The following is a 14,551-nucleotide window of genomic DNA, read 5'->3' on the forward strand; positions in this document are numbered from 1 at the left end:
TGGGCAGGTCCAGCGGGCTGCGTTTCCGGAGAAACGGGCAGTTCGGGGGGCAAAACCGGAGGTGCCATTGAGCCCGAGCGACAGCGATCCCGATCAAGAACGGCAGATTTCTTCCGAGACCTACGGCTGGCGGGCCTTGATCCGATCCCGGCTGGACAGGCTGGTGCGCCAAAGCCGCCGTGCCTTGTTCATCGAACGCCTGTGGCGTGCTCTGCTTCCGGTGCTGGTGGTACTCGGTTTGTTTGTCGGGCTGTCCTGGCTTGGTCTGTGGCTGGTTCTTCCCGCCTGGGCAGGCCCGCTCGGGCTTCTCGTATTCGCTGCCGCCACCGTTTGGGCGGCGCGGGATCTCTTCCACCTTGCCTGGCCGACGCGCGAGGATGCGCTTTCCCGGGTCGAGAAATCCTCAGGCCGTACCCATCGTCCCCTGACAACGCTTGAAGACGAATTGTCGGTCGGTGCGAGCGATCGCGAAAGCCAGGCCATCTGGGCGTTGCACCAACGTCGCACAGCCGAAGCAGTTGCCGCGATCCGTTCGAAAGCGCCGGATCCGCAAGCGTTCCGCCGTGATCCCTGGGCCTTTCGTGTCCTGGCCGCCAGTGTACTCCTGATCGGCTTTTCGACAGCAAGTGGCGATCATTTCGGCCGGCTGGTCTCGGCCTTTCAGAATCCGTTCAAGACAGTGGAACCGCCCAGCCGTCTCGATGCCTGGGTCACGCCACCGCTTTATACCAGCGAACCGCCGATTTACCTGACGGGCGAAAGCGCCCAGTTGCGCGACCCGGGTGCGCCGATCTCCGTCCCGGAAGGGTCGATACTTGTGGTTCGCACGCAAGGCGCACGTGATCTCAAGATGACCTACGCCCGTGCGGAAGACGCCGAGCCTCAGGTGATCGAACCTGAACTTGGGACAGAGACGGAAGACCCGGATCTGAAAACGCTTTTGCCGGTTGAACGCCGGCTCGAGCTGGAAACCACCGGTATCGTCGAGCTGCTCAACGGCGAAGAGCCGATGCTGAGCTATGTCTTTGCGGTGAAGCCGGACGATGCGCCGGACATCCGATTGACGGACGATCCTGAAGAACAGCTCAGCGGTGCGCTCAAGTTTTCCTATCTAGTGAATGACGACTATGGCGTTGTCGCCGCCGAGGCTCGCATCGCGCCCCTGCCTAATCCGGACAACAACAACCGGGCTCCGCGCCCGCTTGTGGAAGCACCCCAGTTCCCACTTTCACTGCCGCCGCGCGCCGGCACAGCCAAGACGGCGGAAACCATCCGGGACCTGACGTCGCATCCCTGGGCCGGTTCTGAAGTCAATCTGTCGCTGCTGGCACGTGACCAGGCCGGTCAGGAAGGGCAGTCGCCCGCGTACCGCATTACCCTGCCCCAGAGACGCTTCGGCAAGCCCTTGGCCCGCGCTGTCGTCGAACAGCGCCGTAATCTTGCGCTTGATGCCGAGAGCCAGGGCGAGGTCATCATCGCGTTCGACGCCCTGATGCTGGCGCCGGAAATGTTCGACTTCAAGCCGCGCAACTATCTGGGCATGCGCTTTGCCTATGGCTCTCTAGTTAACGCAAAGACAGACGAAGACCTGAAGGCCCTGTTGCCGCTCTTGTGGGACCTGGCCCTGTCGATCGAGGACGGTGACCTTTCCGCAGCCGAACGCAAGCTGCGTGATGCCCAGGAGGCCCTGCGCAAGGCGCTGGAAGAAGGGGCGAGCGACGAGGAAATCGCCAAGCTGACCCAGCAGTTGCGGGAAGCCCTGAACGAATACATGCAGGCACTGGCCGAGCAGATGCGCCAGAACCCGCAGGCCATGCAGCCTTTCGACGGCAATCAGCAGACGCTCAGCGAACAGGACCTGAGCGAAATGCTGGACCGGATCGAGGAACTGGCGCGTACCGGCTCCCGTGATGCCGCGCGCGAGCTGCTGGCACAGATGCAGCAGATGCTGGAAAACCTGCAAGCAGGTCGGCCGCAGATGATGCCCAACAGCATGTCCAGCGAAATGATGGAGATGCTCAACCAGCTGGGTGAAATGATCCAGCGGCAACAGCAGCTGATGGATGAAACCCACAAGTTCAACCAGGATCAGCAGCAGCAGCGCCGCGGTCAACAGCAGCAACCCGGTCAGCAACAGCAGGGCCAGGGACAACAGCTGACCCAGGAGCAACTGGAACAGATGCTTCAGCAGCTTCAGGAGGGCCAGGGTGACCTGGCACAGCGGCTGCAGGAACTCATGGACCAGCTTAGCCAGAACGGCATGGGCCAGAACCAGGCGCTGGGCGAAGCCGGCGAGTCCATGGGCGAGGCTCAGCAGTCCCTGGGTGATGGACAGGGTCAGCAGGCGCTCGGCGAGCAGGGCGACGCCCTGGATGCCCTTCGGCGCGGCGCTCAAGGCCTGACGGAGCAGATGATGGGTCAGGGCGAAGGCCCGGGATCGCCCAACGGTGCGTCGCCGATGGACGAAGACCCTCTTGGCCGTCCGCGGCGCACCGAGGGCCCGGACTTCAACAACAGGGTGCGCATCCCCGACGAGATCGATGTTCAGCGGGCGCGCAGGATCCTGGAAGAGCTCCGCCGCCGCTTCTCCGATCCTTCCCGGCCGCAGCTGGAGCTCGATTATCTGGAACGGCTCCTGAAGCGGTACTAGGCCCGTTTCTGACAAAGGTTCACGACCCCGCTTCGGCGGGGTCAGTTGTTTTTGACGGTTATGTATGTGTTTGTGCCCATCCTTCGAGACGCGCGCACGTGCGCTCCTCAGGATGAGGTTGTCTTTTGGGGTGAGGCCTTTTGTAAGCCCCGCGGAGAGCCCAGCCACATTCAGATATCTCTTTGCCGCAAGATCACCCTCATCCTGAGGAAGCGCGAAGCGCTGTCTCGAAGGATGGCCGCTTGCTCAATTCTCTGTGTTCTGAAGGAATACGGTGACTACCGGCGTGATCAGCCCAAACAAAAACCCCGCCGAAGCGGGGTCTTGGGTTTCGGAATTGCGGCGGCAGGCCTTACGCGTAGCGGCGGGTCTCGCTCGGCAGATCGCCGGAAATGGCGTTGCGCACGGCCTTGCGGATATCGGCCAGCGAAAACGGCTTGGTGACCACGTCATGGACCAGGGATTCCAGGCCATTGGCCCGTTCACGCTGGTCGGCAAAGCCGGTCATGAGGAGGATCGGCAGCCGTGGATAGTCGCGCGCCGTATGCAGAGCCAGGGCGATGCCGTCCATGACGGGCATCTTGATGTCGGACAGCAGCAGGTCGAAGCTGCCCTTCTCGCGGGTCAGAACTTCGACGGCTTCGCCGCCATCCTCGGCCGCTTCAACGGAATGACCGTCAAGCTCCAGGGCACGCTTTACGAAGCTGCGGACAGCTTCATCGTCTTCAGTAAGAAGAATGCGAGCCATGCTCACTCTCCTGTGTTGCCGTCAGCCGCTCCGTCGTCCGGGGCGACAACGTATCCAATATAGGGCAACTGCCGCCAAGCGTGGCCCATATCCATACCATATCCGACGACAAACTTATCAGGACAGGCAAAACCGACATAATCGGCAGATATGGCAGCTTTACGGCGCTCGGGTTTATCCAGCAGAGCTGCGATCTTCACCGAGTGTGCGCCCCTGTTCAGCAGTCGCTCCCGCGCGAAGGCGAGCGTGCGACCGGATTCCAGGATATCATCCACTAAAATAATATCGCGCTCGTTAACGTCACTTTCAACATCGCGCAAAATCCGGATGGTGTCGGAGCCTTCAGTCCCGGCGCCATAAGAGGACAGGTGCATGAACTCCATTTCCGGCTGCAGCCCTGCCCGGTGCATTGCCCGCACAAGGTCGGCCGCAAAAATGAAGCTGCCTTTCAGAACCGCGACAACCAAAAGATTTTGCGGTTTGCCTTCGGCGATTTCCTCTGCGAGCGCGCCAACACGTTGGGCAATGGCGTCTTCATCGAACAGAGTATGGATATCTGATGTCATGGTCACTCTAGAACTACCTGGCGTTGGCCGCGTTCAACAAACCGGACCTGGATATCGGACGCGGTTTTCGGAGGGTCGGCTAATATCGTCCTGAACCGGGTTTCGTCCAGTGCGTTTAGCGATTTTGTTCTGGGCTCGACAGTCCAGGCATAAACTTCCTGCATGTCCGCACCGCGGATCGACAGGCGCACGGCCGGCACCGAGTTCAGTTCATCAAGCAGGTTGCGGATCGATCCCTCGACCACGAGAACCTTCTTGCCGTCCTCGACCTCGGTGAAGGTGCGCAGGTTGCGGAATTCAAGTCCGCGCAGATTGACTTCAAACCCGATCATCCGGAACAGACTTGCCAGGTCAGGAGACTGTTTGACGAGCGAGTCTCGCATGAGGACAAACAAAACACAGGCCGCAACCGCGACGCCGAACAGGGCAACGCCGCCAATGCGCCGATAATTTCGCCGCAGGATCCAGTTGAGGATCGCACCGATCTGGTCTCGCCGGAACTTGTTCGGATTGACGATGATCTTCGGCCGCTTGGCCATGGATTCGATGTCGGCCTTGTTTTCAGGCTCACCGGTCCTGGCGTCTTCCTTCAGATCCGCAGCGAATTTTGCCTCGTCGCTTGCCGTACGGGCGGCTGCGGGTTCGGGAGCGACGGCGGCTTCGGGTTCGTCGTCCTCGTCATCCGCTTCCGCGTCGAACGTTTCTTCTTCCGCGTCGGCTGCCCAATCGGCTTCGTCCTTTGCGGGATCTTCTTCAACGGAAGGAGGTGCAATTTCGTCGTCGTCGTTCTTTGCGCTGAACGCAACATCGCCTTCTTCGTCATCGTCGGGCGAAACGAACCAGCGGTTGCCGCACTTGGCGCATTTGACGCTACGCCCTTCCGGGCCAAGCGCCTCTACCTTAATCTCGTAGGACGTACTGCAGTCCGGACATTTGATCTTCATGTGCGAAGACCTTTCGCCATGGCATGCTCTAGCGGTTCACTTTGGAACCGGGGGGTCGAAATCCGGCACGAAATATTGGACAAGGGCCAAGCAAATCCTATGACGGGCTTTCAGGTCCTTAATGGACCTTTATATGATTAATGCACCGTTAACGGCCAGGCTATAGCGTTCGGGCCATCAACAGGAGTAATTTTGTGATCCGCTTCGAAAATGTCGGATTGAGATACGGAATGGGATCGGAAATCCTGCGCGACCTGACTTTTCAGATCGAGCCGCAGTCGTTTCAGTTCCTGACCGGTCCCTCGGGGGCAGGCAAGACCAGCCTGATCCGACTCCTGTTCATGTCCCTGCGCCCGACCCGAGGCCTGATAAAGGTTTTCAACCGCGACCTGAGCGTGATCGACAAGCAGGAATTGCCGAAGCTCCGGCGCAAGATCGGCGTGGTGTTTCAGGATTTTCGCCTGCTGGACCATCTGACAACCTATGAAAACGTGGCGCTGCCACTGCGCGTGGTGGGAAAGGACGAATCCGAATACCGCTCCGATGTGATTGATCTGTTGAAATGGGTCGGACTGGGGGACCGCATGCATGTGCTGCCACCGGTGCTGTCGGGTGGGGAAAAGCAGCGTGCGGCCATTGCGCGGGCGCTGATCACCCGGCCGGAGGTGCTGCTCGCGGACGAGCCGACCGGTAACGTGGATCCGCCACTTGCACGTCGTCTGTTGCGCCTTTTCATCGAATTGAACAAACTCGGCACCTCTGTCGTCATCGCGACCCACGATATCGCGCTGCTGGAACAGGTGGACGCCCGGCGCATGGTGCTTGCCGACGGGCGCCTCTCAATTTTCGATTAGGCGGCATGATGGCTCAGTCCGACGACACAGACAAAAAACAGGCAAGCGCCGCCAGTGTTCGCCCGCCCAAGCGAGCCGAACGACCGAAGCGTGGCCGAAAGCCGGCGCGCAAGGCCGCACCCAGGCCGAAGAACGAAGCACCGCAGGGGGACGATGCCAAGTTGCGGCCCTCCGCGGCGATCGTTCCGCCGCAGGCAGTCGCCGGGCGGGCTCTTACGCTGGTGGTGGCCATCATGAGTTTTCTGGCCTGTCTGACGGTCGGTGCGGTGTCGGTTGTATGGGACGCGGCCGATGCGTGGCAGAACGATCTGGTGCGTGAGATCACCATTCAGATCCGCCCGGCCGAAGGCGTCGACATGCTGCGGGAGATCGACAAGGCCGTTGCGCTTGCGCAGGAGTTTCCGGGCATCGATTCCGTACGGGCCCTGTCAGATGCCGAAACCAAGTCACTGCTGGAGCCCTGGCTGGGCGAAGGCCTTCAGCTTGACGGCCTGCCGGTGCCGCGGCTCATTCAGATCACGGTCGGGGATCCGGAACTTCTGAACCTGTCGCAGTTGCGCTCGATGGTCTCGCAGAGCGTGACGGGCGCGAGTGTCGACGATCATTCCGTCTGGACATCTCGTCTGTCAGCCATGGCAGGCGCGGTGGTGCTGGGCGGCTTTGCGATCATGGTGCTTGTGCTCGGCTCGATGGTCTTGAGCGTCGTCTTTGCGACCCAGGCAGCCATGGCCGGCAACAAGGACGTCGTCTCCGTTCTGCATTTCGTTGGAGCGGAGGACGGTTTCATCGCTCGTGAATTCCAGCGCCACTTCCTGATGCTGGGCCTGAAGGGCGGTGTTTCCGGCGGTGTTGCGGCCATCCTGGCCTTTCTGACGGTTGACATGCTGACCCGGCAGAGCTCCGGCCAGGCGGGGTCGGACCAGATGTCGGCTCTCTTCGGCGGCATCTCCGTCAGCCTGCCCGGCTACCTCGGTGTATTCGGTGTGGTGTTCCTCGTCGCGATCCTGACAGCCCTGACTTCTGGCCTCGCCGTCAAGGCCCATCTGGCAAAAGTGGATTGATTTTATCGCACAATGCCGTGAAATTGGCCGAATCACTTATCATAGTCGCGCCATGACCCATGCTGACACAGTGTTAGACCCCGTTCTGGACGACGGTTCTTCCGTCGTTGGCGATCGGCGTGTGTCCGTATCAAAGGACAAGGGCACAGCACGCAGGAACGCCACAAGCGGCGATGCGCGCAAGAAACGCTTCGGTCTCAGGATCCTTTTCGTTGCCGTCATCACGGCTCTTGTTGCGGGAACGGTCGGACAGTTCGCCATGTTCGCGCAGAAGGTTGCCAATGCCAGAGTGCCGGCTTCCGCAAATGCGGATGCCATTGTCGTGCTGACAGGCGGGCATGCCCGCGTCAACGAGGCAATCCGCCTCCTGGAAGAAGGCCGTGCCAACCGGTTGCTGATTTCAGGCGTTCATCCCGGCACCACGCGTGAACAGCTTGCCGCCGTTACAGCGTCCAGCATGCCGCTGGAAAAAAACAGTGTCGATCTTGACCGGGTCGCGCTCAATACAGCGGGCAATGCGGTGGAAACCGCCAACTGGGTCAAGAAGAACGGGTTCTCGTCCCTGCTGGTCGTGACCAGTGCCTACCATCTGCCGCGTGCCAAGGTGGAACTTGCCGGCGCCCTGCCGAATGTCGCCCTGATTGCTTATCCGGTCTTTTCCAAGGACCTGAAGCTGGACAGCTGGTACAGGGAACCGGCAACGATGCGGCTTCTCATGCGCGAATATGTGAAGTATATCCTCGCCCGACTCCGGATTACCGTGCAGGGTGTGCGCTGACAGCTGTCGGACCACGGCCGAGCGGTGGCTTCACCCACGACCAGTCTTTATGGTGCCATGGTTTTTCTGCGCTCTACCCTTTTCCAGATCCTGTTCTATCTCGTCACGTTCGTGCTTATGATCCTGTTCGCGCCAGTCATGCTGCTGCCGCGGCGCTGGGGCTGGTGGGTGGTGCCGACCTGGTCACGGGTGTTGCAGCTGCTCATGCGTGTCTTTGCGGGCATCAAGGTGGAAGTCCGGGGACGGGAAAACCTGCCTGACGGTGGTTTCATCGCCGCCATGAAGCACCAGTCCGCCTGGGAGACAGTGGCACTGATCCCCCTCTTTAGAAGCCCGACCTTCATCCTGAAGCGCGAACTGCGCTGGATACCGATTTTCGGCTGGTACACAGCCAAGTTCAAACAGATCCCTATCAACCGGGGCAAGCGATCCGAAGCGCTGGCGGCAATGATGCTGGCCGCCAAGGAGGCGATTGCCGAAAAGCGCCAGATCCTGATCTTTCCGGAAGGCACCCGCCGGCCGGCCGGGGCAGAGCCGAAATACAAGTTCGGTATCGCGCATCTCTACCGCGACCTGAAGTGCCCGGTTGTCCCGATCGCTCACAACGCCGGCCTCTACTGGCCTCGCGCCTCGTGGAAGGTCTATCCGGGCACGGTGATTGTCGAGATTCTGCCGCCGATCGAGCCAGGCCTGGCGCCCAATGCCTTTTACGAAAGAATGGTCACGGATATCGAGACGGCCAGCGATCGGCTGATCGAGGAAGCCCGCACGGCCCGCAAGCCCTCGCCGGTGCTTGAAGAAGTCGACACGCGCCGCAAGGCACAGCCGGTCTGAAAAAAAGACCGCCCCAATGCGTTGAGACGGTCTTTCAGTTTGAAGGGGTCCAGGCGAGATGATCGCCTGAACCTGACTCGGGCTGCCTTATTGTGCTGCCTTGCCGGCTTCAGCCGTCTGCAGGCGCATCAGGCCCAGATGCAGCACACCACCCAGAACCGCGCCGATGACCCAGCCGTAGCCGGAGAGTTCCGACAGCGCCGGAACCCACACCGTTGCCACCGAGAACAGCGCGGCGATGGCAAAGGCGAAGATCGCCTTCATGTTCCAGCCGTTGTTGTAGTGGTAGCGGGCGTCCGGATCGGAGGAAAACAGTGCCTCGACATCGATGTTCTGCTTGCGAACCAGGTAGTAGTCCGCGACCAGAATGCCGTAGAGCGGTGCCAGGAAGGCGCCAAGGGTATCGACGAAAGCGGCAATGCCAATGTTCGAGATGACCGACACCCATAGCGCGCCGATGAAGAAGGCAATGACAGCGGTGATGATGCCGCCGGTCCTGGCCGAGATCTTTTCCGGGTTGAGGTTGGCAATGTCATAGGCCGGCGGAATGAAGTTTGCCACCAGGTTGATGCCGACCGTTGCCGCAAAGAAGGTGACGGCAGCGATCAGCGTCAGCAGGACGTTGTCGACACGGTCGACAATATCAGCAGGGTTCACCAGTTTTTCTCCGAACAGCACCACGGTGCCTGCCGTCACGAACAGGGCGATGAAGGAGAAGAAGGCCATGGAAACCGGCAGGCCCCAGAAGTTGCCGCGCTTCATGGCGCGTTCATCCGACACGAAGCGGGAAAAGTCGCCGAAGTTGATCACGACGGCGGCGAAATAGGCGATCATCGTGCCGACCACCGCGACAAAGGCCGCAACAGGACCGCGCGGGTCGGTTGCTTCGCTGCCTTCGAAGATGGTGCCGAGAGCCGAGAAGATGCCGTTGCCGGCCTTCCACCAGATCACCAGGCACAGCGCGATCATGACGATGTAGACGAACGGACCTGCCCAGTTCAGGAATTTGCCGACCCAGTCGATGCCTTTCATGAACAGGGCAACCTGGAAGACGCAGACGATGAGATAGGAAATCCAGCCGACCGTTGTCATGCCGAGGAATTCCGCGCCGCCCTCAGTGCCGAGCAGCGTGTTGAACAGCAAGGCAACTGCCGTGGAGGCGAAGTAGGTCTGCACGCCATACCAGAAAATGGCGACGATACCTCGCACGAGCGCCGGGAAACGGGCGCCGTAGACGCCCATCGAGGCGCGTGCGATCACCGGATAGGGCACGCCGTGCTTTACCGACGGGCGGCCGGTGAGATTGACCAGCACCATGACGAAGAAACCGGCCAGCACGATTGCCGCGAAAACCATCCAACCGTTGAGGCCATAGGTGATGAACAGCGATGCGGCCAGCGTGTAGCCGAACAGGCTCTGGATATCGTTGTTCCAGACGTTGAAGATTTCGAAGGCGCCCCACTTGCGCTCCGAAGCCGGGATCGGCGCCAGGTCCTCGTTGTAGAGGCCTCCGTCTCGCGGACCCGATTTGCCAGATAAATTCGCCATAGTCTCCTCCATGTGGCCGCATCCCCGGCGGCTTCGGTGTTTTTCCGGACATTCGCAGGTCTTCTTGCGTTCTCCCGGACGCAGGAAGCTCTTGGCTGTGCATTGCAAAAAGTTTGTGCTTGCATCTAACATTTTACAAAGCATGTTAGGTAACAGACTATACGGAATTTCAAGCAGGTCCTTTCGGCTTTGCTTGGAAATGCCAGTGGCGACAACCTGCGATCATCCGGACCGGATCGACGGAGCTGCAATGAAGGACGCAAACAAGGGTGAATTGCTGAACGACAAGGCTTTTCAGGCGCTTGTCGAAGCCTTGCGCAGCGGTTCGCTGCGCAATGGCCAGTTCCTGTCGATGTCCCAGCTTGTCGACCAGCTGGACTATCCGATCGCGCCTGTGCGCGAAGCCGTCAAATACGCCAGCTCGCAGGGGTTCCTGACGACAGTGCCCAAACGCGGCCTGCAGGTGATGGAAGCTAGCCCGGACAACATTCGCGAATGTCTGGACGTGCGTCTGGTGCTGGACCAGGAAGGTGCGCGCCGGCGGATATCACAGGGAAATCTGGAGGGCCTCGACGCCTTGCGCCGGCGTCACGAGATCATGCGCGACGAGGTGCGGACGGGGCCTGCGGCCAGCCTGCCGCCCAAGGCGATCGAGGTGGACCTGTCCCTGCACACGTACCTTGGTGAAGGACTTGGAAATTCGCTGCTGTCGGCTGCCTATGCCGCAAACCGTATCCGGATCGCCGTCATCCAGCATGCGCGGCCGTTTCTTGCGGATCGGATCGCCTCGGCGATGGACGAGCATCTGGCGGTCATCGAGGCGCTGGAAACCCGGAACGAGGCCGCTGCGGTGCAAGCCTTGAAATATCATTGCGAGCAGACATTGCGCTGGTGGGGTGTTCCCTGAGCGTTAGCATCCTGCAAGACCTGTACTGCCGTCCCTGAGCCTGGCTCAGGTTTTCAGGCGCTCGGCCAGCCAGGCAAGACCCGTATCGGGAATGCCCATTTCCTGGAGGTGGGCGGCGGTGTTGATGACATAGTCCGGATTGGCGCCGGACTTGCCGACAGCGCCTCTTACGATTTCCAGCTGCTCTTCAAGCGGCAAGGAACCCGCATATTGGGCATGGCCATGATCGACCATGTAGACCAGCGCTTCCACCTTCTCGCCGCTGTCGAGCTCGACGTGATGATGGTGCTCCTTGTAGACCATCGTCGTCTGTTCCCGGGCGCGCAGATATTCCAGCACCTGCGGCCAGATATCCCCGGAGACCTGATAGGCGATGCCCCGGCATGCGCCGCCGTTGTCGAGGCCGAACACGAGACCTGGTCTCTGCTGCGTACCCCGATGTACCCAGGAATAGACGCAAAGCGAGCGATGTGCACCGCGCAGCAGCGCCGGTTCGGCGCGCTGGTGATCAAATCCTGGGTTCCACATCAAAGAACCGTAGCCAAAGACCCAAAAATCGCTCATATCGACCTGTCTTGTGTTACCGCAGCTGCGGAGATAGCAAGCTGCACCGGTCGTTTCAATGGCACTCTGGCAGCGCCTGTCTTGCAGGTGGCTCTTGTCGGCAGTGTGACCGGTCCGGAAATCGCCCGAACCAGAAGAGAGTGTCTCCCAGTGTCCGATATCAAGACCAAGCCGCCGAAACCCACCAGACGCGGGTATATCCTGCTGGCAGGAGCTGTCGTTCTGGTGATTGCTGGCTGGTCGGCCGCCTGGTTCTATGGGCAATCCGTGCTGCGGGAACAACTCGACCGGCAAATTGTCCGCATGGCGGACCAGGGCCTGGATGTGAGCTGCGCGGATCTTGCCATTGCCGGCTATCCGTTCCGCTATGAGGTCTCCTGCGCGGACATGCGTTCGGCCGACCGCTGGGGAACAGCCGCATCGCTCGGCGGGCTGAATGCCGTCGCCTTGATCTATAATCCGTGGCACGTGATCTTCGAGGCAAAGTCGCCTGCGGCCATGTCGGTGCCGGTGAACGGCCTCGAGGGTGGCCTGACGTGGCAGACGGCCCGCGCCAGCGTGAAGTTCAGCGACAATGCGCTCGGATCGTTCGATGCGGTGATCGACAAACCGGAAGCAGCGTTCGACACCGCCCTCGCCCGGGGGCTGTTTGCGGCTGAAAAGTCCGAAGTCCATCTGCGCAAGCAACCCGAAAGCGCGGCGACACTGGAAAGTTTCGTCACGGTTCAGGACCTCAGCCTCAAATCTCTGCCGGAACTTCAGCAGACGATTTCCCTGCGCAGCCATGCCCGTATCGAAGGCGGCACGGCCCTGCTTGCAGGGGCAGACCTCGTTTCGCTTGTGCGGGCGCAGGGCGGAGAATTGCCGGTCGAACTGGTGCTTACCGAGATACTGCTCGGAGCTGGCAAGGCAACGGCAAGCGGCAATCTTGTGCTTTCGGGTGACGGCACCTTGAGCGGATCACTGGAGTTGAACCTCGGCAATCCGGACGCGCTTCTGGACAGCGTGAAGCCGTTGTTCCCGCCTGAAGATCAGACTTTTTCACTGCTGCAGAATGTGGTGAAGAGCCTGGAGCCTGCCGCCAGGGAAGTCGACGGTGTGCGGACCATCACGCTGCCGGTCTCGGTCGACCGCGGCGTGGTTCGTATCGGTTTTCTGCCGCTTGGCCAGATCCCGCCGTTGTTTCCCGTGGGATCCTGATCACTTGATGGCCTCAGTCCGCACCCTGAACAGCGGTATGCGGACTGAAACCTGCCTGAAGGCGAAGCCCGGTCAGTCGCCGGCGATGCGGTCGATCGGGATCAGGTAGCTCTTGCGATGATCGGGTTCAGCGATCTTTTCGTAGAGCGCAACCGCCGGGGTGTTCTTGCCCGGTACGAGCCAGCGCAAATGCAGCCATCCGCGGCTCTGGCCTTCGCTGACCAGGGTTTCGATCATCTTGCGGCCGGTGCCCTTGTTGCGGTGATCGGGATGGACATAGATGTCATCCATCTGGCCGATCCTGAGACCCGTAATGAGTTCCGGCAGGTCGAAGAAAACTGCGAAGCCGACCAGCTTGTCGCCTTCGAAAGCTCCCAGAACCTCGGCCGTCTTGTCCGACAGAATGCGTTCGGCGTAATAGGCGTCGGGACGACGCGGTGCACCGCGCCGCAGCGCCTGAGCATTTTCGGCAATAAGCGGCGCAAGCTTATGAGCATCATCCAGCCGAAGGGCCCTGATTTGCGTTGTCGTCATGATTTCCCCGGAAAGCAAATCGATTAAGAGTGTGACTTTGGCCCACCATGTCCCGAAACGGGTTCGCTGATCAAGAACTTCGATCAATTAATGGCTGCGGCACTGCTGACGGTCGGCTACGCAGGCCCTGTCCGGGGTCTGCGGCCTTTCGCTTGCGGCGATTTCGTGCCATGAGCGATGCACGGAAGAGACGGGAACAGGAAATGGCGGACAAGCAAAAGTTGAGGGCGACGCTGATCGGACTTACAGCTGTGCTGATGTGGGCAACCCTCGGCCTGTTTGGTGCCGGTTCCGGCAATGTGCCTCCGTTCCTGTTGAACACGCTCTGTTTCGGCTTCTCCGGCATCATGGCGTTGATCTGGCTGATCGCGACAGGCAGAACCCGGTTGCTCAGGCAGCCGCTTGGCGTTTGGGCATTCGGCACGTTCGGCCTGTTCGGCTTTCATTTTTTCTATTTCACTGCCATCCGCAACGCGCCGCCTGTGGAAGCAAATCTGATCAACTACACCTGGCCGCTCCTGATCGTGCTGTTTTCCGCCCTGTTACCGGGGGAACGGCTGCGTCTGCATCATGTCATTGGAACGGTTCTGGGCCTGGCCGGTGCAGTGCTTCTGATCACCGGCGGGGAAGGTGTCGGTTTTTCCTCCGGCTCGATGCTCGGTTATGGGGCGGCGGTGGCCTCGTGTCTGTTCTGGTCCAGCTATTCCGTGCTGTCGCGCAGACTGGGTGCGGTGCCGACCGAAGCCGTTGCAGGGTTCTGTCTGATGACCGCAATCCTTTCGGGTATCTGCCATCTGGCGCTGGAGGAAACGATCCTGCCTGCATCGTCGCTGGAATGGGCATCGGTGCTGGCTCTTGCCGCCTTTCCGGTCGGACTTGCATTTTTCACCTGGGATGTCGGCGTCAAGCATGGCGACATCCAGGTGCTGGGCGCAGCGGCCTATTCGGCGCCGCTCCTGTCCACCCTGTTGCTGATTGCCTTTGGCTTCGGGGCGCTGACACCTGCCGTTGGCATCGCCTGTGTGGCGATTACGCTGGGGGCGGTGATTGCCGCAAAGGACATGATCTTCAAACGCCGACAGAAAGCGTCGGTGAGCATGTAGGCAGACGAACTCCCGTGATCGGCGGCAGCGACTGCGTTTGGCGGTACCCCGGTGCACGAACGCGGCCGTTCCCCCTTCGGCGAATTCCCCTGGCCGCCGCGATCCACTAGGGTGTGGACTCAAAAATGAAGATGAAATGGTTTGAGGCGGATTGGTCTTCCTCAAGGCGCGGAGGCGCAGGAAATGTGGTTCATTTTCAAGCTTTCGCAACGCTGAGGAGGACCAATCCGGTCAAATCCGAAGGACATGAAAATGGCTTC

The 14,551-nt window shown here is 60.4% G+C and carries 14 protein-coding genes; 8 read left to right on the plus strand and 6 right to left on the minus strand.

Annotated elements, in window-relative coordinates; genetic code table 11:
- Positions 1-67: 67 nt before the first annotated feature.
- A complete protein-coding gene (locus FIU93_RS06200) occupies positions 68-2,650 on the plus strand; it encodes a TIGR02302 family protein (protein WP_209010294.1) in 2,583 nt (860 codons plus the stop codon).
- 352 nt (positions 2,651-3,002) lie between these two features.
- On the opposite strand, the gene FIU93_RS06205 is transcribed toward FIU93_RS06200, so the two are convergent.
- From FIU93_RS06205 to FIU93_RS06215, 3 genes are read right to left on the minus strand one after another with little or no spacing between them, the layout of a single operon-like run.
- Positions 3,003-3,398: a response regulator gene (locus FIU93_RS06205; RefSeq protein ID WP_023002531.1), complete on the minus strand. Its 396-nt coding sequence runs from the start codon at positions 3,396-3,398 to the stop codon at positions 3,003-3,005.
- A gap of 2 nt (positions 3,399-3,400) precedes the next feature.
- On the minus strand, positions 3,401-3,964 hold the full coding sequence (gene hpt, locus FIU93_RS06210) for a hypoxanthine phosphoribosyltransferase (RefSeq protein WP_035907880.1): 564 nt from the start codon (positions 3,962-3,964) through the stop codon (positions 3,401-3,403).
- 2 nt (positions 3,965-3,966) lie between these two features.
- The gene (locus tag FIU93_RS06215) at positions 3,967-4,908 is read right to left on the minus strand and encodes a zinc-ribbon domain-containing protein (RefSeq protein ID WP_152505084.1); all 942 of its coding nucleotides are present in this window, start codon (positions 4,906-4,908) and stop codon (positions 3,967-3,969) included.
- 194 nt (positions 4,909-5,102) lie between these two features.
- On the opposite strand from FIU93_RS06215, the gene ftsE reads away from it, so the two are divergent.
- From ftsE to FIU93_RS06235, 4 genes are read left to right on the plus strand one after another with little or no spacing between them, the layout of a single operon-like run.
- On the plus strand, positions 5,103-5,762 hold the full coding sequence (gene ftsE, locus FIU93_RS06220) for a cell division ATP-binding protein FtsE (protein ID WP_031270017.1): 660 nt from the start codon (positions 5,103-5,105) through the stop codon (positions 5,760-5,762).
- Positions 5,763-5,770: 8 nt separating this feature from the next.
- Positions 5,771-6,823 carry an ABC transporter permease gene (locus FIU93_RS06225; RefSeq protein WP_055660539.1) on the plus strand — a complete coding sequence of 351 codons (1,053 nt, stop codon included), beginning with the start codon at positions 5,771-5,773 and terminating at the stop codon, positions 6,821-6,823.
- A gap of 52 nt (positions 6,824-6,875) precedes the next feature.
- Positions 6,876-7,601 carry a YdcF family protein gene (locus FIU93_RS06230; protein WP_023002536.1) on the plus strand — a complete coding sequence of 242 codons (726 nt, stop codon included), beginning with the start codon at positions 6,876-6,878 and terminating at the stop codon, positions 7,599-7,601.
- 24 nt (positions 7,602-7,625) lie between these two features.
- Complete coding sequence (locus tag FIU93_RS06235) at positions 7,626-8,435, plus strand: 1-acyl-sn-glycerol-3-phosphate acyltransferase (protein ID WP_209009568.1); 810 nt, start codon at positions 7,626-7,628, stop codon at positions 8,433-8,435.
- Positions 8,436-8,522: 87 nt separating this feature from the next.
- On the opposite strand, the gene FIU93_RS06240 is transcribed toward FIU93_RS06235, so the two are convergent.
- Complete coding sequence (locus FIU93_RS06240; RefSeq protein WP_152505085.1) at positions 8,523-9,983, minus strand: NCS1 family nucleobase:cation symporter-1; 1,461 nt, start codon at positions 9,981-9,983, stop codon at positions 8,523-8,525.
- Positions 9,984-10,182: 199 nt separating this feature from the next.
- Between FIU93_RS06240 and FIU93_RS06245 the strand changes: the two genes are divergently transcribed.
- Entirely contained in the window at positions 10,183-10,890 is a 708-nt protein-coding gene (locus FIU93_RS06245) for a GntR family transcriptional regulator (RefSeq protein ID WP_023002539.1), read from the plus strand.
- Positions 10,891-10,935: 45 nt separating this feature from the next.
- On the opposite strand, the gene FIU93_RS06250 is transcribed toward FIU93_RS06245, so the two are convergent.
- On the minus strand, positions 10,936-11,454 hold the full coding sequence (locus FIU93_RS06250; RefSeq protein ID WP_152505086.1) for a gamma-glutamylcyclotransferase: 519 nt from the start codon (positions 11,452-11,454) through the stop codon (positions 10,936-10,938).
- Positions 11,455-11,604: 150 nt separating this feature from the next.
- Here FIU93_RS06250 and FIU93_RS06255 point away from each other — a divergent pair, with 150 nt between their 5' ends.
- Entirely contained in the window at positions 11,605-12,654 is a 1,050-nt protein-coding gene (locus FIU93_RS06255; protein ID WP_173017281.1) for a DUF2125 domain-containing protein, read from the plus strand.
- Between the two features lie 72 nt (positions 12,655-12,726).
- Here the strand turns inward: FIU93_RS06255 and FIU93_RS06260 are convergent, their stop codons facing one another.
- Positions 12,727-13,188 carry a GNAT family N-acetyltransferase gene (locus tag FIU93_RS06260; RefSeq protein WP_152505088.1) on the minus strand — a complete coding sequence of 154 codons (462 nt, stop codon included), beginning with the start codon at positions 13,186-13,188 and terminating at the stop codon, positions 12,727-12,729.
- A gap of 203 nt (positions 13,189-13,391) precedes the next feature.
- On the opposite strand from FIU93_RS06260, the gene FIU93_RS06265 reads away from it, so the two are divergent.
- Positions 13,392-14,291, plus strand: a complete 900-nt coding sequence (locus FIU93_RS06265) for an EamA family transporter (protein WP_152505089.1) — start codon at positions 13,392-13,394, stop codon at positions 14,289-14,291.
- Positions 14,292-14,551: the final 260 nt, after the last annotated feature.

Origin of the sequence: Labrenzia sp. THAF35 (genome assembly GCF_009363595.1) — a bacterium.
GTDB lineage: Bacteria > Pseudomonadota > Alphaproteobacteria > Rhizobiales > Stappiaceae > Roseibium > Roseibium algicola.

What these genes read in the sequence shown, in the direction of transcription:
- FIU93_RS06260 (WP_152505088.1), bottom strand. Translation starts at nt 13,188, where the DNA reads ATGACGACAACGCAAATCAGGGCCCTTCGGCTGGATGATGCTCATAAG.
- FIU93_RS06245 (WP_023002539.1), top strand. Translation starts at nt 10,183, where the DNA reads ATGCCAGTGGCGACAACCTGCGATCATCCGGACCGGATCGACGGAGCT.
- FIU93_RS06205 (WP_023002531.1), bottom strand. Translation starts at nt 3,398, where the DNA reads ATGGCTCGCATTCTTCTTACTGAAGACGATGAAGCTGTCCGCAGCTTC.
- FIU93_RS06250 (WP_152505086.1), bottom strand. Translation starts at nt 11,454, where the DNA reads ATGAGCGATTTTTGGGTCTTTGGCTACGGTTCTTTGATGTGGAACCCA.
- FIU93_RS06230 (WP_023002536.1), top strand. Translation starts at nt 6,876, where the DNA reads ATGACCCATGCTGACACAGTGTTAGACCCCGTTCTGGACGACGGTTCT.
- FIU93_RS06215 (WP_152505084.1), bottom strand. Translation starts at nt 4,908, where the DNA reads ATGAAGATCAAATGTCCGGACTGCAGTACGTCCTACGAGATTAAGGTA.
- FIU93_RS06265 (WP_152505089.1), top strand. Translation starts at nt 13,392, where the DNA reads ATGGCGGACAAGCAAAAGTTGAGGGCGACGCTGATCGGACTTACAGCT.
- FIU93_RS06225 (WP_055660539.1), top strand. Translation starts at nt 5,771, where the DNA reads ATGGCTCAGTCCGACGACACAGACAAAAAACAGGCAAGCGCCGCCAGT.
- hpt (WP_035907880.1), bottom strand. Translation starts at nt 3,964, where the DNA reads ATGACATCAGATATCCATACTCTGTTCGATGAAGACGCCATTGCCCAA.
- FIU93_RS06240 (WP_152505085.1), bottom strand. Translation starts at nt 9,983, where the DNA reads ATGGCGAATTTATCTGGCAAATCGGGTCCGCGAGACGGAGGCCTCTAC.